The organism is Pseudomonas sp. Q12-87 (assembly GCF_001269755.1).
In the GTDB taxonomy this organism is placed as follows: domain Bacteria; phylum Pseudomonadota; class Gammaproteobacteria; order Pseudomonadales; family Pseudomonadaceae; genus Aquipseudomonas; species Aquipseudomonas fluorescens_S.
In genome coordinates, this window is record NZ_LHVI01000013.1 from 149,804 (window position 1) to 167,240 (window position 17,437).

At 59.9% G+C, this 17,437-nt stretch carries 15 protein-coding genes; 8 read left to right on the forward strand and 7 right to left on the reverse strand.

The features are described 5' to 3' along the window. Positions 1-2: 2 nt before the first annotated feature. Complete coding sequence (locus AD663_RS08600) at positions 3-1,541, reverse strand: class I adenylate-forming enzyme family protein (protein WP_003179826.1); 1,539 nt, start codon at positions 1,539-1,541, stop codon at positions 3-5. 507 nt (positions 1,542-2,048) lie between these two features. On the opposite strand from AD663_RS08600, the gene AD663_RS08605 reads away from it, so the two are divergent. Continuing rightward, complete coding sequence (locus AD663_RS08605) at positions 2,049-2,555, forward strand: anti-virulence regulator CigR family protein (RefSeq protein ID WP_003179827.1); 507 nt, start codon at positions 2,049-2,051, stop codon at positions 2,553-2,555. 413 nt (positions 2,556-2,968) lie between these two features. Here AD663_RS08605 and AD663_RS08610 read toward each other — a convergent pair whose 3' ends face one another. Beyond that, on the reverse strand, positions 2,969-4,813 hold the full coding sequence (locus tag AD663_RS08610; protein WP_003179829.1) for a sigma-54-dependent Fis family transcriptional regulator: 1,845 nt from the start codon (positions 4,811-4,813) through the stop codon (positions 2,969-2,971). A 421-nt stretch (positions 4,814-5,234) separates the two neighbouring features. Between AD663_RS08610 and AD663_RS08620 the strand changes: the two genes are divergently transcribed. Genes AD663_RS08620 through AD663_RS08645 form a run of 6 tightly spaced genes read left to right on the forward strand, consistent with a single transcriptional unit; the run spans position 5,235 to position 11,186 of the window. Then, a complete protein-coding gene (locus AD663_RS08620; RefSeq protein ID WP_003179831.1) occupies positions 5,235-6,329 on the forward strand; it encodes an ABC transporter ATP-binding protein in 1,095 nt (364 codons plus the stop codon). Beyond that, a complete protein-coding gene (locus AD663_RS08625; RefSeq protein ID WP_003179832.1) occupies positions 6,329-7,438 on the forward strand; it encodes an ABC transporter ATP-binding protein in 1,110 nt (369 codons plus the stop codon). Before AD663_RS08620 ends, AD663_RS08625 begins: the two co-directional genes overlap by 1 nt. Further along, positions 7,435-8,301: a carbohydrate ABC transporter permease gene (locus AD663_RS08630; RefSeq protein WP_053213568.1), complete on the forward strand. Its 867-nt coding sequence runs from the start codon at positions 7,435-7,437 to the stop codon at positions 8,299-8,301. Before AD663_RS08625 ends, AD663_RS08630 begins: the two co-directional genes overlap by 4 nt. A gap of 10 nt (positions 8,302-8,311) precedes the next feature. Beyond that, on the forward strand, positions 8,312-9,112 hold the full coding sequence (locus AD663_RS08635) for a carbohydrate ABC transporter permease (protein WP_003179835.1): 801 nt from the start codon (positions 8,312-8,314) through the stop codon (positions 9,110-9,112). 10 nt (positions 9,113-9,122) lie between these two features. Beyond that, positions 9,123-9,395: a DUF2160 domain-containing protein gene (locus AD663_RS08640; RefSeq protein WP_003179837.1), complete on the forward strand. Its 273-nt coding sequence runs from the start codon at positions 9,123-9,125 to the stop codon at positions 9,393-9,395. Between the two features lie 48 nt (positions 9,396-9,443). Further along, complete coding sequence (locus AD663_RS08645) at positions 9,444-11,186, forward strand: ABC transporter substrate-binding protein (RefSeq protein WP_003179840.1); 1,743 nt, start codon at positions 9,444-9,446, stop codon at positions 11,184-11,186. Positions 11,187-11,419: 233 nt separating this feature from the next. Here the strand turns inward: AD663_RS08645 and AD663_RS08650 are convergent, their stop codons facing one another. Continuing rightward, positions 11,420-12,361 carry an alpha/beta hydrolase gene (locus AD663_RS08650; protein ID WP_053213588.1) on the reverse strand — a complete coding sequence of 314 codons (942 nt, stop codon included), beginning with the start codon at positions 12,359-12,361 and terminating at the stop codon, positions 11,420-11,422. A gap of 183 nt (positions 12,362-12,544) precedes the next feature. On the opposite strand from AD663_RS08650, the gene AD663_RS08655 reads away from it, so the two are divergent. After that, positions 12,545-12,781 carry a hypothetical protein gene (locus tag AD663_RS08655; protein ID WP_053213589.1) on the forward strand — a complete coding sequence of 79 codons (237 nt, stop codon included), beginning with the start codon at positions 12,545-12,547 and terminating at the stop codon, positions 12,779-12,781. A gap of 26 nt (positions 12,782-12,807) precedes the next feature. On the opposite strand, the gene AD663_RS08660 is transcribed toward AD663_RS08655, so the two are convergent. The 4 genes from AD663_RS08660 to AD663_RS08675 are packed head-to-tail and all read right to left on the reverse strand — an operon-like array spanning position 12,808 to position 17,336. Then, the gene (locus AD663_RS08660) at positions 12,808-13,602 is read right to left on the reverse strand and encodes a ChbG/HpnK family deacetylase (protein WP_003179846.1); all 795 of its coding nucleotides are present in this window, start codon (positions 13,600-13,602) and stop codon (positions 12,808-12,810) included. Continuing rightward, on the reverse strand, positions 13,574-14,749 hold the full coding sequence (locus tag AD663_RS08665) for a GNAT family N-acetyltransferase (RefSeq protein WP_003179848.1): 1,176 nt from the start codon (positions 14,747-14,749) through the stop codon (positions 13,574-13,576). The genes AD663_RS08660 and AD663_RS08665 overlap by 29 nt, the downstream gene beginning before the upstream one ends. A gap of 5 nt (positions 14,750-14,754) precedes the next feature. Next, positions 14,755-15,444, reverse strand: coding sequence for a GNAT family N-acetyltransferase (locus AD663_RS08670; RefSeq protein WP_003179849.1), 690 nt, complete (start codon positions 15,442-15,444; stop codon positions 14,755-14,757). Then, positions 15,441-17,336, reverse strand: coding sequence for a hypothetical protein (locus tag AD663_RS08675; protein WP_003179851.1), 1,896 nt, complete (start codon positions 17,334-17,336; stop codon positions 15,441-15,443). Before AD663_RS08675 ends, AD663_RS08670 begins: the two co-directional genes overlap by 4 nt. Positions 17,337-17,437: the final 101 nt, after the last annotated feature.

Sequence of the window (17,437 nt, forward strand, 5' to 3'; positions counted from 1 at the left end):
TATCAGATCAGTCCATTGGCGGTGATCTTTCCCGAGTCGGTTTTCGGCAACGCATCCATGAATACGTACTGGGTTGGCACCATGTGCCAGTCCAGCGATGCCTGGCAGTGCTCCAACAGCATCTGCTCTGTTGTGTCCTGGCAATCAGCTTCCAGTACGACGCAAGCCTTGGGGACGAACCCGGCGGACTCGTCGGCGACGGGGACCACCACAACCTGTGCGACCGAGGGGTGGGACGCCAGGCATTGTTCGATTTCCCGGGGGTTCACTTTCCAGAGGTTGCGGGCAAACAGGTCGTCTTTCCGGCAAACGTAGTACAGATAACCTTGCGCGTCCCTCCGGAAGAAGTCGCCGGTCCGGTAATACCTGTCCCGGCCGAAACAGTCGTATTTGAATGCCTTGTCCGTCTCTTCAGGCATCTTCCAATATTCCAGCATCAAATAGTCGCTGCTCACTAGAAGTTCGCCGACCACTTCCGGTTGTGTAATCGGCTCATCATGTTCGTTAACGATCACGGCATACAAGCCTTTAAGCGGTTTGCCTACCGAGCCGGGGTACCGTGCAATATCGGCGGGCGGCAGATAACTGACTCGCTTGCATTCGGTAAGACCGTAGTTGGAAAAGATGTCGACGTTGGGAAGTGCCTGTCTTATTTGTTGAATGTGCCGTGGGTAAAGCGGTTGGCCACTGCTGGAGATATAACGAAGTGAGGGTAATTGCCGTTGCCAATGTTCGCCCATGCTTGCCAGCAGGAAAAATACCGGTGGGAAGACATGCAGGCCGGTCACCTGTTCCCGTCTGATCACTTCGAGCACGTCGTCCGCACAGTGCGCGGGTTGGCTCTCGATCACCGCAGTGCCGCCAAAGAACAACGGCATCATGATGTTGTAGACGCCGTAGTCGGAAGCCAGGGTTGAATAACTGAGGATGACATCGTTGGCGGTATTGCCCAGGTAATCGATCACGCTGGTGGCTGCCGCGATCATGATGGGGTGGTTGACCACCACGCCCTTGGGGTTGAAGGTGGATCCGGAGGTATAGAAGATCGAGGTTGGCAGGCGCTCGTTGATAATGGGAAGCGGTTGTTCCAGGTCTTCTGGAGTCAATGTTTCCAGGGCTCTCTCGAGGCTGGATGCGTCCGCCGGGAGGATCTGGCTCGCACCAAACACGAGGATTGTGTCCAGGTTCGCCGCCGAGGCCAGCGCCCCTGAATCCTCATGGCGATCAGTGAGCAATACCCGGGCATCGGTGTGCTCCAGTTGATACAGCAGTTTGCTGCGGTTGTAGGTGGGGTGCGTCGCGGCAGTGATTGCGCCTATTTTCAACACGCCCAGAAAAGCCGCGATCAGGTCCGCGCTGATCCGCGAGTACAGGGCCACACGGTCGCCGCGCTTGACGCCGTACTTGATCAACACGGCGGCGATCAATGTGGCGCGCTTTTCCAAGGCGTCATACCGGGTATGGACACCGTCGATCACCAGTGCTGATTTGGCAGGCGTACGGCAGGCGTTGTTCTCAAAAAAATGATGAAAAAGAGGCATCAGCGATCCCTTGCAATAATTGCCTGATATTTCAATTGAATCGATGGTTCACCGGGGCGGCGATACGCATAGGCGAGAACAGATATATACCTGTGCGATCGAGAAGAGAATGTAGAGGCGATAGGCATTGGGATGCCGAGAGGCGGCATACGCGTGATCTCCTTATTATTTTTATTGCCATCCATGATCAAGCTATAGCTTGAAGTTGGCCTGATAGTTCCATTCAGAAGTTTGACTGTCAAGCGTGTCGGGCCGTTCTGGCGCAAGGATTTTGTCACGGTATCGTGACAGTATTATAAGTCTGTAAAGGTGTGGGAAATTGCCTAAATACAAACCTTCAACCTAAGTAGGAATATACTTGAAGCCCTGCAGGCCCGAGCATTGATGGAAAGTGAGTGTTGCCTCGGTGCGTGAGCCTTGTACCCGTGGTTGCGGCTGCACGAACCCATGACCGTGCTGATCGTCTACATTGACAGGGGGGATATCCCTTTTCTTGAGGGCACTACCATGTTCAGATCACGCTCGTTGATTGCAGCTTTTACCTGCCTCGCCCTGGTGGCGGGTTCCGAGGTTGTCGTAGCGGACCCGGGCAACGGCAAGGGCAACGCCCAATTCGATCAAGGCCCGGGTCAAGGGCACGGAGGTAAAGGCGGGCAAGGCAACAAGGGCGGACAAGGAAACCCCGGTAACAAGGGCAATCAGGGCGGCAAGGGAAACCAGGGTGGCGGCGATTGGCATAACGGCCCGAGCCTCGACCGTGGCGGCATCCTGGGTGTGATTGGCGGTTATCGCGATTATTGGAGCCCCGGCCCAGCGTTGCCGCCGGGAATTCAGAAAAACCTGGCACGGGGCAAGCCGTTGCCGCCCGGCATCGCGAAGAAGCTTGATGGCCGGCTGCTGGGGCGGTTGCCGCACTATGACGGTTATGAATGGCAGCAGGTCGGCACGGACCTGATCCTGGTGGCGATCGCCAGCGGCATCATCTATGAAGTGCTCAACGGTGCGTTCGACTAATTCGGAGTAATGCCAGTCAGTTAAGCGAAACGCCTGTGGAAGCGAGCTGGCTCGCGAAAGCGGCCGGTCATTCAACATTGAGGTTGGCTGACTCGACGCCTTCGCGAGCAAGCTCGCTCCCACATTTTTTCCGGGTTGTTCTCAGGTGCCGTGTTCACCAGAGATCCCCTGTGGGAGCGAGCTTGCTCGCGAAAGCGGTCGGTCATTCAACATTGATGTTGGCTGACTCGACGCCTTCGCGAGCCAGCTCGCTCCCACATTTTTTCCGGGTTGTTCTCAGGTGCCGTGTTCACCAGAGATCCCCTGTGGGAGCGAGCTGGCTCGCGAAAGCGGTCGGTCATTCAACATTGAGGTTGGCTGACCCGACGCCTTCGCGAGCAAGCTCGCTCCCACATTTTCCTCCGGTGTCAGGATCAGCTTTCCAGTTGCCGCAGGCGTTTGTACAGCGTATTGCGGCTGACTCCCAGCCGTCGCGCCAGGTGCGAAATGTTCCCGCCCACTGCTTGCAACTGACGGTTGAGGTCCTCGGCGTCGTTCAGGTCCACCGCCAGCGGCTCGGGTGTTTCCATCGGTTCCATTTCCAGGTCGACAAAGAAGTCGTCGGGCAGGTGTTCCGGGCGGATCGGCTGTTCCTCGGCCATCGCCAGCGCCACTTGCAGCACGCTACTGACCTGGCGCAGGTTGCCCGGCCACGGATGGCGTTCGAACAGGTCCAGCACTTCGCGGCTCAGGCCGGCCCACTGGGTCGGTTCGCGATGGTGTTCCCAGAGGCGTTTGAACAGGGCCTGTTTGTCGCTGCGTTCGCGCAGCGGTGGCAGTTCCAGGGTCAGGCCGCCGATGCGGTAGTACAGGTCTTCGCGAAACCGGCCCAGTTGCACCTGTTCGCGCAGCGAGCGGTTAGTGGCGGAGATGATGCGGATGTCCACCGGGAACAGCTCGGCGCTGCCCACCGGTTGCACGCAACGTTCCTGCAACACCCGCAGCAATCGGGCCTGGGTGGGCAGGGGCATGTCGCCGATCTCGTCGAGAAACAGCGTGCCACGGTCCGCCTTGCGGATCAGGCCGATGCTGCCCTTTTGGTTGGCGCCGGTGAAGGCGCCTTTTTCGTAACCGAACAGTTCCGATTCCACCAGCTCGGCGGGGATTGCCGCGCAGTTGACCGCGATGAAAGCCTGTTTACAGCGGGAACTGGCCTGGTGCAGGGCTTTGACGAAGACTTCCTTGCCGACGCCGGTCTCGCCGTGGATCAGCAGCGGGATGTCTTTTTCCAGCAAACGCTCGGCCTGGCGTACGGCTTTTTCCACGCGGCTGTCACCCAAGTGCAGCGTGTTGAGGCTGATAGCATTATTCGCCGGGGCAGGTGAGGGCGGTGTTTCGGTGAAAATCCGCGCCTTGATCGACACTTGGCTCGGACGCCGGAGCAAACACTGGAAACGATTATTTCCGGACGCTTGCAGGGCAAACGGCAGGCCGTCGGGTTGGTTCAACAGTTCCAGTAGCGAAACCTTGAACAGGCTTTCGATGCTGACCCGCGACAGGCTAAGGCCCAGCAGGTTGTCCGCCCGGCGGTTGGCGGAAAGTACTTGGCCACTCTCATCGAAGACCAGCAGGCCGGCCCACTGACTGTCGAGGTTGTTCAATCCGGTGTTGAAGGTCAGTTGGAAATGTTCACCGCGAAACAGGTTGAGGATCAGCCGATTCTCCACGGTCTGGCTCATCATCTTGACCATGCCCAGGGTGTGGGACGGCGGCAGGTAGCTGTCGCTGGAGACGTCCAGCACCGCGATGACCTTGCGCTCGGCATCGAAGATCGGCGCCGCAGAGCCGGTCATGAAACGGTTGGCCTTGAGGAAATGTTCATCGTGTTCGATGTGCACCGCCTGTTCACAAGCCAGCGCAGTGCCGATGGCGTTGGTGCCCGTGCTGCGTTCCATCCAGCTCGCCCCGGCGCTGAAGCCGTGGGCCAGTCGCGGTTCGATGAAGCGCTGGGTGCCCCAGGAGGTCAGCACCTGGCCCTGGTTGTCGGCGAGCATGATCAGGCAGTTGGAATTGCTCAGGATGTTTTCGTAATACGGCAAGACTTCCTGGTGGGTGGTCTGCACCAATGAATGCTGGCTTTCCAGCAACTGGGCGACGCCGTCGGCGGGCAACTGGTCAAATGAAGGCACGCTCTGATGGCTCAGGCCAAAGGCGCGGCAGCGGGACCAGGAAGCCTGGATGATGGCCTCGTGGGACAAGGCTGGAGCAGGTGCGGCCATGGGGCACTCTCGCAGGTGCTGTTTTTATTGTTGTGTCCAGTCTCGCACAGACTCCTTGTGCTGGGGCAGGCCTGAATACCACTTAATACACACAGAACGGGTGGGAGCGGGCTTGCTCGCGAATGCGGTGTGTCAGTGAACATCAATGCTGCTGATCCACTGCATTCGCGAGCAAGCCCGCTCCCACAAAGTCATCATCAGGCTGCCGAAAACGTTCATTCAGTGTTGTTCAAAATTGTTCATTGTCAACCTGTTCATTGTTCAGTTGTTCATTCGCGGCTGTTCACTTCTGTTCATCAATGAACCCATTTTTCCCTTCATAAAAAGTAAAAACAAAGCAGATCAATAGCTTGTAATTTCTGGCACGCCTTTCGCTTTCTAGCTCGGGTCGCTTGACTCCAAATAATAAAAAGGCCGAGCCATGTCATTAAAGCTTGAGCACATCTGTCGCACCGTCGAAGGCCAGACCTGGATCGACGATGCCAATCTGAGTTTCGAACCCGGATCCTTCAACGTCCTGTTGGGCCGCACCCTGTCCGGCAAGACCAGCCTCATGCGGCTGATGGCCGGACTGGACAAGCCCGACAGCGGCCGCATCCTGATGAACGGCGTCGATGTCACCAACCGCCCGGTGCGGTTGCGCAATGTGTCGATGGTTTATCAGCAGTTCATCAACTACCCGACCATGACCGTTTTCGAAAACATCGCCTCGCCACTGCGCCAGGCCGGTGTGTCCGACGAGGTGATCCAGAGCAAGGTGCTGGAAACCGCCCGGATGCTGCGGATCGAGAAATTCCTCAAGCGTCATCCATTGGAATTGTCCGGCGGCCAGCAGCAACGCACGGCCATGGCCCGGGCCCTGGTCAAGGATGCCGAACTGATCCTGTTCGACGAGCCGCTGGTGAACCTGGACTACAAGCTGCGCGAAGAACTGCGCCAGGAAATGCGCGAGCTGTTCCAGGCCCGCCACACCATTGCCGTGTACGCCACCACCGAGCCCAACGAGGCCTTGGCTTTGGGCGGTACGACCACGATTCTTCACGAAGGCCGAGTGATCCAGAGCGGCAAGTCGTCCTCGGTGTATCACCAGCCGCAAACCGTGCTGGCCGCCGAGCTGTTTTCCGAGCCGCCGATCAACCTCATGCCGGGGCGCATTGCCGGCAATGAAGTGAGCTTCGCCAATTTCGTGCACTTCCCTCTCAACGTCGATTTGCGTCCGGTGGGCGAGGGTGAGTTCCGCTTTGGTGTGCGTCCCAGTCATATCTCGCTGGTGCCGAGCAACGACGACGACCTCGAACTGGCGGTGACCGTCGAAGTGGCCGAGATCAGCGGTTCGGAGACGTTCCTGCACGTGCGCAACGAGCATTTCCTGTTGGTGCTGCATTTGCCCGGGGTGCATGAGTACGACGTGGACGCGCCGATTCGCATCTACATTCCGACTCACAAACTGTTTGTCTTCGATGCCCAAGGCAAGCTGGTCCAGGCCCCGGGCCTGCGTATTGCGAGGGTTGCCTGATGGCCGAAATACGTTTGCAGAACCTTGCCCACAGCTACACCAGCACCCCGGCGGGCCCTGAGGATTACGCGATTCGCGAGATGAACCACATCTGGGAACAGGGCGGCGCCTATGCGTTGCTCGGGCCTTCGGGCTGCGGCAAATCCACCTTGCTCAATATCATTTCCGGACTGCTCAGCCCTTCCGAAGGGCAGGTGATGTTCGACAGCAAAGTGGTCAACGAGCTGACCCCGGAGCGGCGCAACATCGCCCAGGTGTTCCAGTTCCCGGTGGTCTACGACACCATGACGGTGTTCGATAACCTGGCATTTCCACTGCGCAACCAGGGCATGGCCGAGGCCAGGATTCACACCAAGGTGCAGGAAATCGCCGAGGTCCTCGACCTGCAGAATTTGCTGGATAAAAAAGCCCGCAACCTCACCGCCGATGAAAAACAGAAAGTTTCCATGGGCCGTGGGCTGGTGCGCGACGACGTGTCGGCGATCCTCTTCGATGAACCGCTGACGGTGATCGACCCGCACTTGAAATGGAAACTGCGGCGCAAGCTCAAGCAGATCCACGAGCAGTTCAACATCACCATGGTCTACGTCACCCACGACCAGTTGGAGGCCTCCACCTTCGCCGACAAAATTGCGGTGATGTACGGCGGCCAGATCGTGCAGTTCGGTACGCCGCGGGATCTGTTCGAGCGCCCGAGCCACACCTTTGTCGGCTATTTCATCGGCAGTCCGGGCATGAACCTGATCGAGGTCACCGCGCAACCCGGTGGCGTCGGCTTCGCCTCGACTCACTTGCCGCTGTCCGACAGCCTGCTGCGACGCGTCGCCGAAGCCGAAGGCAAAAGCCTGAAGGTCGGCATTCGTCCGGAGTTCGTCCATGTCTGGGATGGCCCCTACGACGACGCGTTGCGCGCCGATGTTGTCCACGTCGAAGACCTGGGCACCTACAAGATCCTGACCCTCAACCTCGACGGCGCACCGCTGAAGGTCCGCCTGGCCGAAGACAAGCCGGTGCCCGAAGGCACTGCGTACATCAGTTTTCCGGCGCAATGGCTGATGGTCTACGCCGATGAATACCTGCTGGAACCGTTGAGCGAGGTACAGCCATGAATAAGGTGCAGAACAACAAGGCCTGGTGGCTGGTGTTGCCGGTGTTCCTGCTGGTGGCCTTCAGCGCCGTGATCCCGATGATGACCGTCGTCAACTATTCGGTGCAGGACATCTTCGATCAGTCCAGCCGTTATTTCGTCGGCGCCGACTGGTACAAACAGGTGCTGCTTGACCCACGCTTGCACGATTCTCTGTTGCGCCAGTTCATCTACTCGGCGTGCGTGTTGCTGATCGAGATTCCCCTGGGTATCGCCATCGCCCTGACCATGCCGACCAAGGGCAAATGGTCGCCGCTGGTGCTGATCATCCTCGCCATCCCACTGCTGATTCCGTGGAACGTGGTGGGCACCATCTGGCAGATTTTCGGTCGCGCCGACATCGGGCTGCTGGGCTCTACGCTTAATGGCCTGGGCATTAACTACAACTATGCGGCCAACACCATGGACGCCTGGGTCACCGTGTTGGTGATGGACGTATGGCACTGGACTTCACTGGTGGCGCTGCTGTGCTATTCAGGGCTGCGGGCGATTCCGGATGTCTACTATCAAGCGGCGCGGATCGACCGGGCGTCCAGCTGGGCGGTGTTCCGTCACATCCAGTTGCCGAAGATGAAAAGCGTGCTGTTGATCGCCGTGATGCTGCGCTTCATGGACAGCTTCATGATCTACACCGAGCCGTTCGTGCTGACCGGCGGCGGGCCGGGCAACGCCACCACGTTCCTCAGCCAGACCCTGACGCAGATGGCCATCGGTCAATTCGACCTGGGTCCGGCGGCGGCGTTTTCCCTGGTCTACTTCCTGATCATTCTGTTGGTGTCGTGGCTGTTCTACACCGCCATGACGCACTCCGACGCCAACCGTTGAGGCCCGCACGATGAGCAAGAGAAAGCTGATTCCGCTGCTGATCTACATTCTGTTCCTGCTGGTGCCTATCTACTGGCTGCTGAACATGTCGTTCAAGAGCAACACCGAAATCCTCGGCAGCCTGACGCTGTGGCCGGCGGATTTTACCTTCCACAACTACAAGGTGATCTTCACGGACCCGAGCTGGTACACCGGGTATTTGAACTCGCTGTATTACGTGAGCCTGAACACGGTGATTTCCCTGGGCGTGGCGCTGCCGGCGGCCTATGCGTTTTCCCGCTACCGGTTCCTCGGCGACAAGCACTTGTTCTTCTGGCTGTTGACCAACCGCATGGCGCCACCGGCGGTGTTCCTGCTGCCGTTCTTCCAGCTGTATTCATCCATCGGCCTGTTCGATACCCATATCGCCGTGGCGTTGGCCCACTGTCTGTTCAACGTGCCGTTGGCGGTGTGGATCCTGGAAGGCTTCATGTCCGGGGTGCCGAAAGAAATTGACGAGACCGCCTACATTGACGGCTACAGTTTCCCCAAGTTCTTCGTGAAGATCTTCGTTCCGTTGATTGGCTCGGGCATCGGTGTCACAGCGTTTTTCTGCTTCATGTTCTCCTGGGTCGAGTTGTTGCTCGCCCGCACGCTCACCTCGGTGAATGCCAAGCCGATCGCGGCGGTCATGACCCGTACCGTGTCGGCGTCGGGTATCGATTGGGGGGTGCTGGCGGCGGCGGGGGTGTTGACCATTCTGCCGGGCATGCTGGTGATCTGGTTCGTTCGCAACCACGTGGCCAAGGGCTTTGCCCTGGGCCGGGTCTGAGGAGTCGATGATGGAATGGATGAACTGGACCGCCCCTACGGCGGCATTCTTCGGGGTCATTGCCTTGTTGCTGGCGGGCATGACCACTTGGGAGTTGCGTTCGCCGAGCATCCCTCGGCGGGGTTTCTTGCCGATTGTCACCACCCGTGGCGATCGGTTGTTTATCGGTCTTCTCGGTAGCGCCTACCTGCACCTGTTGGTGATCGGCGCTACCGACTGGAGCATCTGGATAGCGTTCGCGTTGTCCCTGGTGTGGCTGTTGGCAGTGATGCGGTGGGGCTAGTCGCGAAGGTTCGACGATCAGGCTCTTAAACCCAAACAGGAGGTCTCTATGTTCGATAAAAACAATAAGCTGCGACATAGCGTTTCATTGGCAGCCGTGCTGGCACTCAGCGGGCTGAGTGCTGCGGCCTGGGCCGACGCTTATGAAGACGCCGCTAAAAAATGGATTGGTAGTGAATTCAAGCCGTCGACCCTGACAGCCGAGCAACAACTCGAAGAACTGAAGTGGTTCATCAAGGCCGCCGAGCCGTTTCGTGGCATGAAGATCAACGTGGTGTCGGAGACCCTCACCACCCACGAGTACGAATCCAAAGTGTTGGCCAAGGCCTTCGCCGAGATCACCGGCATCCAGATCAACCACGACTTGCTGCAGGAAGGCGATGTGGTTGAGAAACTGCAAACCCAGATGCAGTCCGACAAGAACATCTATGACGGCTGGGTCAACGACTCGGACCTGATCGGTACGCACTTCCGCTACGGCAAGACCGAAGCGATCACCGACCTGATGGCCAACGAGGGCAAGGCCTACACCTCGCCAACCCTGGACCTGAAGGACTTCATCGGCACATCGTTCACCACCGCGCCGGACGGCAAGCTCTATCAACTGCCCGACCAACAATTCGCCAACCTGTACTGGTTCCGTGCGGACTGGTTCGAGCGCGCGGACCTGAAAGCCAAGTTCAAGGAAAAATACGGCTACGAGCTGGGTGTACCGGTGAACTGGTCGGCCTATGAAGACATCGCCAAGTTCTTCTCCGAAGACGTCAAGGAGATCGATGGCAAGCGCGTCTACGGCCACATGGACTACGGCAAGAAAGACCCGTCCCTGGGCTGGCGCTTCACCGATGCCTGGTTCTCCATGGCCGGTGGCGGCGACAAGGGCCTGCCTAACGGTTTGCCGGTGGACGAGTGGGGCATTCGCGTCGAAGACTGCCATCCGGTCGGCTCCAGCGTCACCCGTGGCGGCGACACCAACGGCCCAGCGGCGGTGTTCGCCACCACCAAATACGTGGACTGGCTGAAGAAATACGCGCCACCGGAAGCGGCGGGCATGACCTTCTCCGAATCCGGACCGGTGCCGGCCCAGGGCAACATCGCCCAGCAGATTTTCTGGTACACCGCCTTCACCGCCGACATGACCAAGCCGGGCCTGCCGGTGGTGAACGCCGACGGCACGCCGAAATGGCGCATGGCACCTTCGCCACGCGGCCCATACTGGGAACAGGGCATGAAGCTGGGGTATCAGGACGTGGGTTCGTGGACGTTCATGAAGTCCACGCCTGAGAAACAGAAACTCGCGGCCTGGCTGTATGCGCAGTTCGTGACCTCGAAAACCGTGTCGCTGAAGAAAACCATCGTCGGCCTGACGCCGATTCGTGAGTCGGACATCAACTCCCAGGCGATGACCGACCTGGCACCGAAACTCGGTGGCCTGGTGGAGTTCTACCGCAGCCCGGCCCGTGTGCAATGGACCCCGACCGGGACCAACGTGCCGGACTATCCACGCTTGGCGCAACTGTGGTGGAGCCACATCGCCGAAGCGGCCAGCGGTGAGAAGACCCCGCAACAGGCCCTCGACGGCTTGGCCAAGGACCAGGACGCAATCATGACCCGCCTGGAACGCTCCAAGGCCCAGGCCACCTGCGCCCCGAAAATGAACCCCGAGCGCGACGCGCAATACTGGTTCGATCAACCGGGCGCACCGAAGCCGAAACTGGCGAACGAGAAGCCTAAAGGCGAAACCGTAAGCTACGCCGAACTGCTGAAATCCTGGGAGGCGGCCCGAAAGTAAAACGCCATCCGCAATGAATGAACGGCACCGTAAGGTGCCGTTTTTTTTCGGTGCGCAGAATCTAAAGCGACCCCACATCAACGGTGGGAGCGGGCTTGCTCGCGAAGGCGCCATAACATTCTAAATCAATGCAAACTGACCCACCGCTTTCGCGAGCAAGCCCGCTCCCACAAAGAATTTGTGGTGCGCCCATTACCTGCAAACACCCCACAGGATCTCCAAGGGTTTGAGTATTAGCCGGGCTTGGCGGAGCTTGGCTGGGCGCGTCCGGCGACGGGTGTTGGGGCCGGTTTCATCAGGGCGTCGAGTGCCTGCCGGTAGGTTCGGCCCGCCAGGCTCATGCTGTTGTTGTGGGTGGCGCCGGGCACCAGCAGCAGGCGCTTGGGTTCCTTGGCGGCGTTGAACAGTTGTTCGCTGAAGCGCGGCGGGACGTAGCGATCGGCGGCGCCATGGACGATCAACAGCGGCATATTGATTTCGTGGATTTTGTCGATCGAGTCGAATTTCTGCGACAGCAACCAGCGTACTGGCAGGGAGGTGTCCGCCATAGCGGTGGCGACGTCACCCAGCGAGGTGAACGTCGATTCGATGATCAGCCCCCGCACCGGCACGACGCTGCCGCTTTTCGCAGCCTTCTGGCCGAGTTCCGCAGCGAGGTCCACGGCCACTGCGCCGCCCAGGGAATGGCCGTAGATCAGCCGCAGGGCCGGGTCCGGTTGCAGCGCTTCAAGGCGCTCCCAGGCGATCCGTGCATCTTCATAAACGCTGGCTTCCGACGGCAAGTCGCCATGGCTTTTACCGAAGCCACGGTAATCGATGGCCAGCACCGAAAACCCCAGGGCCCGCAACTGCTCGATACGGAACAATTGGCCGGTCAGGTTCCAGCGCACGCCATGCAAGTACAGGATTGCTGGCGCGTTCTTGCGTTCGGCCGGCCACCACCAGCCGTGGATGTTTTCTCCAGCCTTGAAACGCTTGGGCTTGAGATCGAATTCCTGCAAGCCAGTTGGCAAGCCACTGAACCAGGTCGCCGTCCCCGGCTCGATGCGAAAGACCAGCTCTCGCTCCTTGTGCTGCAACACACTGCAGCCCACCGGCAGCCCGACCACCAGCAAGGCCATGCACAGTGACGCCAGCCAACGCCGGCGCAGGCGAGAGAGCAAAGGTAAAAGCATCGACATGATTCGCTACGTGAGACAAAGGATGCCTTTTAGCAGAATTCCTTCGCGCGATGGAGGGATTTCGGACGGTTCACATCAGGCTCCCTAAGCCCTGGACAGACGCCCGGCATTCCAATCGAACTTAGCCCACCCACCCCACTCGAAAATTCATGACCCATGAACATCGAGGAGCACGCCATGACAACCCAGCAAACCAATGGACAAGCGCGGCCTGGCGAGGGCGCAGGGGCCGTGCCAGCGAAGGACGCAAACGGCGAGCCGGTCGAGGTCGTGAAACGGGATATAGAGGACCCCAACCAGGCCACCGACAACGTGGACAAGGCGGTCACGCCCACCTCCATCAGGAGTCGGGAACAAGATGCCGAAAAGTTGCAAGACAAGGTTTCAGAGGTGGAAAAGAAACTCGATCGTTGAAGCGTGGCTGTGCGCCAAAGGCACGATCAATGGATATCCCAATACTCAGCCAACGCCATGATCTGCACCGCGGCGCCATAAGCCACCATCGGCACACCCGCCAGGCGCTTTTGCAGCACGAGGGTCAGTGAGTCCCCCGGAAGCAGGCTGGCGTCGCCAAAATCCCCGTCCAGTTGCAGCGGATGGACGATGACCTCCAGCGAACCTAGGCGCGGCGGCGCGGCGTGGTGCAGGTCGGCAGGCGTGCAGACGTAGTCGGCTGTCGCGCCGCACAGGCTGCGCATGCGGCGGTTGAGCAGGGTCTTGAAGATGCGTTTGCGCAGGTTCAGGTTTGCCCCGAGGTTGCGCGCCAGCCGCATGGGCACGCCTTGCCGGGCGGCGAAGCGCGCCACTACTTCCCCGATGGGCCAAATGTTGTGCACGTGTTGGTGGGAGTCGAGGTGGCTGGGACGCAGGCCATGGTCCAGGCAATGCTGCCATTGGGCCTGGAGTTCTTCTTCCACGGCGGCAAGGTCCTTCGAACCGAGGCGCAGGCAGTAACGGGACAGGTTCAGGTCGAATTCGCCGTTGGGGTTGCAGAACGCAGGCCGCGAAGTGATCGCCTGGCTCAGCGGCGAGCCATAACTGAGGTTGAAGTGCAAGCCGATACGCCCGTCGAGCAGTGGTTGGCGCGCCAGTTCACAAGCCTGCTCGAAACCCGGCATGTTGGCCATGGCCGTGGCGGAACTGATCACGCCTGCCTCGAAGGCCCGCAAGACAAGGGCGTTTTCGCTGTCGGTAAGGCCGAAGTCGTCAGCGTTGACGATCACTTGGCGAGGCATCTTTGTTCTCCTGTTTTTGGATCAAGGACGATGCCGTCGTCTCGTTTTTTTTGGCCCGGCGCCTGCCGACCCACGGCTTCAGGCTCTTCCATAGCCGTAAGGCGAACCCCAGGAGCAGGCCGTCGAGCTGCCAGGAGTAGAAGCTCCAGCGCCAGTGCTCCAGTTGTCCGGTCATGCGTTCATGCAGTTGGTGGCTGGAGTTTTCAAGGCTGACCCGTGACGCATCGATCCACCGCCAGTTTTCGTCCAGGCCCCAGCGAATCCACTCTTCGAGCAATACCCGGCCACTGCCCAGGTCCGCGTGCTGCGGCAAGAATGCCAGGTTGTAGTCGTACAATCGGCCTTGGTCCAGCAGGCCCAGGCGATAGCTGATGCATTCGCCGTTCAGCTCCAGCGTCACCACCCGCACCAGCCCTTGGGCAGCGAGGGCGGTGAAGGCGTGGGTCATCCATTGCCGGCGAATGGGGGTGGCGAAGATGCCGACACCTTCCTCACCTTTCCAGCTGGCGTCCTCGACATCGGCCAGGGCGCGCAACAATTGCCCCATGCTGATGGCGTCTGGCGTTATCCGGCGGATCTGTGCACCACACGCAGCGATTCGCTTGCGTGCTCGACGCAGCTTGTAGCGTGGATCGCCAGAGATCTCCTGATGGTCGCTGTCGCTGATCAGGTGCACCGGCACCCGGCAACTGAGTCGCCGCTCTCCGGTGGAACTCAGCGCCATCCAGGCGCTGAGGACGCTTTGCTCACCGACCGGCTCGATCACTTCATTCAATTGCAGTAATGCGTGAGGCAAGTGTTGGCGGATCTGCATCAGCGCCTGGCCCATGCCTTCGGCGTCCAGGCGTGCCAGCAGAGCGATGCGATCGGCCATTGGAAAACCCAAGTGATGCAGCACCCGAAACCCCAGCCCGCCGATACGTTCGAGTCCCGATATCAGGGGCAGGCAAAGACACAAAGTCTGGTCCCGCCAGCCGAGCAGCACACGCAATTGCTGCTCGGGCAACAGGGCGAACTCCGCCGCTTGCAGCCAGGCCAGGGTGTTGAACGGCGTTGCGTCGGCCACCTGGGTTCGCAGCTGTTCATAAGCTGATACAGGAAAGTCCGCCGCACCCAGCGAGCGACACCATTGGAACCGGATCGCCATGGGCATCAAGTCGCCGAAGCCGAGGCAGCCGGCTGGGCCGGTTTACGGAAGGCATCCAGTGCCGTGTCGGTGTAAGACGTATTGCGCAGGAACTGCCAGCGACCGAACAAGCGGTACAGGTGCGTAATCTGCCCGCGTTCCTGGAAGCCCATGCGAATATGCATCTTGATCGCCTGGGTGTTTTGCAAATCGCAGACGTCGACCATTGTGTTGCAACCCTGGTCCGCCATGACCTTCCACACTTCCAGCTGCATGTCTGCCGATATTCTGGAACCCCAGTATTCACGGATCGCCTCGCCACCGAACTGAAAGTACTCGCCAGGCTTGATCGCAAAGTTGCAGTGATAGAAATGGCGATCGAAATAGTCCCGCGTACTGGCCCAGGCGAACCCCACGGTGTCGCCCTGATCATCCAGGTACATCAAGCCTGTGTAGCCTTCGGTCGCCAGCTCGCGCATGGTTTCGACACGGTCGCCGAAGTGTCGGGCAAAAGCATCGGCATTGCTGACCGTGATGTGCTCCAGGCGCATCGGGGGATAGGGCTTGAGGTTATGCGGCGGGAGCGGGGTCCGCACATCGTGCTCCAGCCACACCAGTCGGATGTGGGAAAACAGGTAGCGTCTGCATAGCTGCTTTAAAACGGTGTGCAGACCTTTTTTCTGGATGCGATCACACAATTTCTGCAGAGCGTTCATGGTGCCTCCTGACGGGTGGCAGGTTGGGGGGGAAGGGGAGCTGTCCAACCGAGGGCGAACACGGTTTCCCCTGGCAGGAGAAAACCGACCTGGCCGGCCTTGCAATCAAACGTAGCGCTTTGGCTGCGGTTGTCCGGGCCGAAATACAGCAGGGTCATGCCTGGTTGAGGGCAGGCCGTGCCGTCGAGGCTGACCTGATGGGCTCGTGTGCTTTTGTTCACACCCAGCAGACTGCGTTGCTTGCCGGTCGCCATGGCCAGTACATCGACTTCAAAAGCATCGTTGTCCAGGCGCAATACCTGATCGAGCCAGTGCTGTTGAATGAACTGCTGAGCCAGGCCCACGGGCTTGAGCTCGAAGTGCTGATCGTCCAGCACCCGCACCATGCCTTTGGGGTATTCAGGTTCGTCGGCGAGCATGAACCAGTTGAGCATGTCGAGCCATCCATCGGCGGAGGCGTTGATCGCCACCGATGTCCACCACAAGGCGGCGTAGTGGGTTTCCTGGTCGTAAGGGCTCAGGCTCGAGCCGCTGGACATGTTGGTCTGGTCCAACAGCAACGCCTTGCGGGGCCGGCCCTGGCGGTCCAATCCAACCAGGTTGGCGGCCTGCCGGACACTGTCGCGGTAGACCCGGGTCGCCAGCAGATCGCGGACCATCCATTCGTGCCAGGCCAGGGCGTCGATCTGGTCGTCGGACGTCGCGAGCAGGCGCCGTGCCCAGTCGATCCCGCGTTTGTCAGCCGCGTTGTCGACGAAGGGGCCGTTGGTGAACCGGGAGCTGGCGGGTATGGCGATGCGGACACCGGCGCGTGCGTTGGCGGGGTCGGCGCGGACCTGGGCAGCCATGCTCTGGAACAGTTGCTGGAAACTGGCGAAGTCCGGGTAGTTCAGGTTTGGCTCATCGGCAAAACTGAGGTAATGGAGGCCGTTGTTACCCGAAGCCCGGGTCGACATGAGCCAGGCTTGCAAGCCGCTGAGACTGGTCCGGTCGGCCTGCAGATCGGCGCGGCGTTGGCTGGCGGCCAGCAAGGTAATGTCTTGGCTGATGCCGAAGCGGTCCCGGTATAAGCGTCGAAAAGCATCTTCATGATTGGCCTTGGCCGCCATGACATCGACGAAGCTGTAGAGGGTGGCCGCCTGGGGTTTGAGCGCATCGAGCACTGGGTAGCTGGCGGGCGGCAATAACTCATAGGGCAGGTATATGCCCAGCTTGGGGGTCGTGCCGAGCGCCTCGGCATACAACGTCAGGTGGGTCTGCCCCGGATCCTGGCGCAGCGGTTGCAGGTGCGACGGGTCTTGGGCGAACAAGTTGGCGGTGCCGTCCAGCCAGAACGCGACCTTGCCGTTGCCTTGCAGACGCAGGCGCCAGATTTGGTCGACGTCCGCCACCGGGAGGGCCACCTGATCGAATTGCCAGTAGGCCCGGTATGGCTTGAGATTCACTTGCAACTGCTTTGTGTCGTCGACACGCCGGGCTTGCAGCGCATTTACGCCGCCGTGGAACTTGCCTGCCAGCACGGCCTGCTCGCCGGCTGCGACTTTGAAATACAACTCATCGCCATCGTGGGCCTCAGCACTGAAATGCACCTTGGCCGGGGCAAACAGGGCACGGGTACGCGGGTCGTGTTCAACGCTATAGCGCCGAAAACTGTAGCCGGGGATTTCCAGCCGATAACTGGCGGTACCCGGCAGCAGCGGCCATTGCTGTTCGCCACGGGTCTGGTCCGCCTTGACCAGGCGTTCACCCACCAAACGTCCCTGGCCGTTGAGCAAGTAAAGATGTTCGGTATTGGCCTCGGCCTGCCACGCGGGCACCCAGCGCACGGTTACGCTGTCTGGCCGGTCGGTTTGCAGGTACAGGCTGCCGTCGCGGATACCGGTCCATTGCATGGACGCGCCATGGGCCACGAACGCCAGGGCCCAAAGTCCCAAAAAGACTCCCAGTTTCCACCTGCCCCGCACCGGCCCTATCGCGAGCAAGCTCGCTCCCA

Bases quoted from the DNA above. Each gene is read 5' to 3' on its own strand.
- AD663_RS08640 (WP_003179837.1), top strand. From the start codon at position 9,123: ATGGAATGGATGAACTGGACCGCCCCTACGGCGGCATTCTTCGGGGTC.
- AD663_RS08605 (WP_003179827.1), top strand. From the start codon at position 2,049: ATGTTCAGATCACGCTCGTTGATTGCAGCTTTTACCTGCCTCGCCCTG.
- AD663_RS08655 (WP_053213589.1), top strand. From the start codon at position 12,545: ATGACAACCCAGCAAACCAATGGACAAGCGCGGCCTGGCGAGGGCGCA.
- AD663_RS08675 (WP_003179851.1), bottom strand. From the start codon at position 17,336: ATGCAATGGACCGGTATCCGCGACGGCAGCCTGTACCTGCAAACCGAC.
- AD663_RS08650 (WP_053213588.1), bottom strand. From the start codon at position 12,361: ATGCTTTTACCTTTGCTCTCTCGCCTGCGCCGGCGTTGGCTGGCGTCA.
- AD663_RS08630 (WP_053213568.1), top strand. From the start codon at position 7,435: ATGAATAAGGTGCAGAACAACAAGGCCTGGTGGCTGGTGTTGCCGGTG.
- AD663_RS08620 (WP_003179831.1), top strand. From the start codon at position 5,235: ATGTCATTAAAGCTTGAGCACATCTGTCGCACCGTCGAAGGCCAGACC.
- AD663_RS08660 (WP_003179846.1), bottom strand. From the start codon at position 13,602: ATGCCTCGCCAAGTGATCGTCAACGCTGACGACTTCGGCCTTACCGAC.
- AD663_RS08665 (WP_003179848.1), bottom strand. From the start codon at position 14,749: ATGGCGATCCGGTTCCAATGGTGTCGCTCGCTGGGTGCGGCGGACTTT.
- AD663_RS08635 (WP_003179835.1), top strand. From the start codon at position 8,312: ATGAGCAAGAGAAAGCTGATTCCGCTGCTGATCTACATTCTGTTCCTG.
- AD663_RS08670 (WP_003179849.1), bottom strand. From the start codon at position 15,444: ATGAACGCTCTGCAGAAATTGTGTGATCGCATCCAGAAAAAAGGTCTG.
- AD663_RS08600 (WP_003179826.1), bottom strand. From the start codon at position 1,541: ATGCCTCTTTTTCATCATTTTTTTGAGAACAACGCCTGCCGTACGCCT.
- AD663_RS08645 (WP_003179840.1), top strand. From the start codon at position 9,444: ATGTTCGATAAAAACAATAAGCTGCGACATAGCGTTTCATTGGCAGCC.
- AD663_RS08610 (WP_003179829.1), bottom strand. From the start codon at position 4,813: ATGGCCGCACCTGCTCCAGCCTTGTCCCACGAGGCCATCATCCAGGCT.
- AD663_RS08625 (WP_003179832.1), top strand. From the start codon at position 6,329: ATGGCCGAAATACGTTTGCAGAACCTTGCCCACAGCTACACCAGCACC.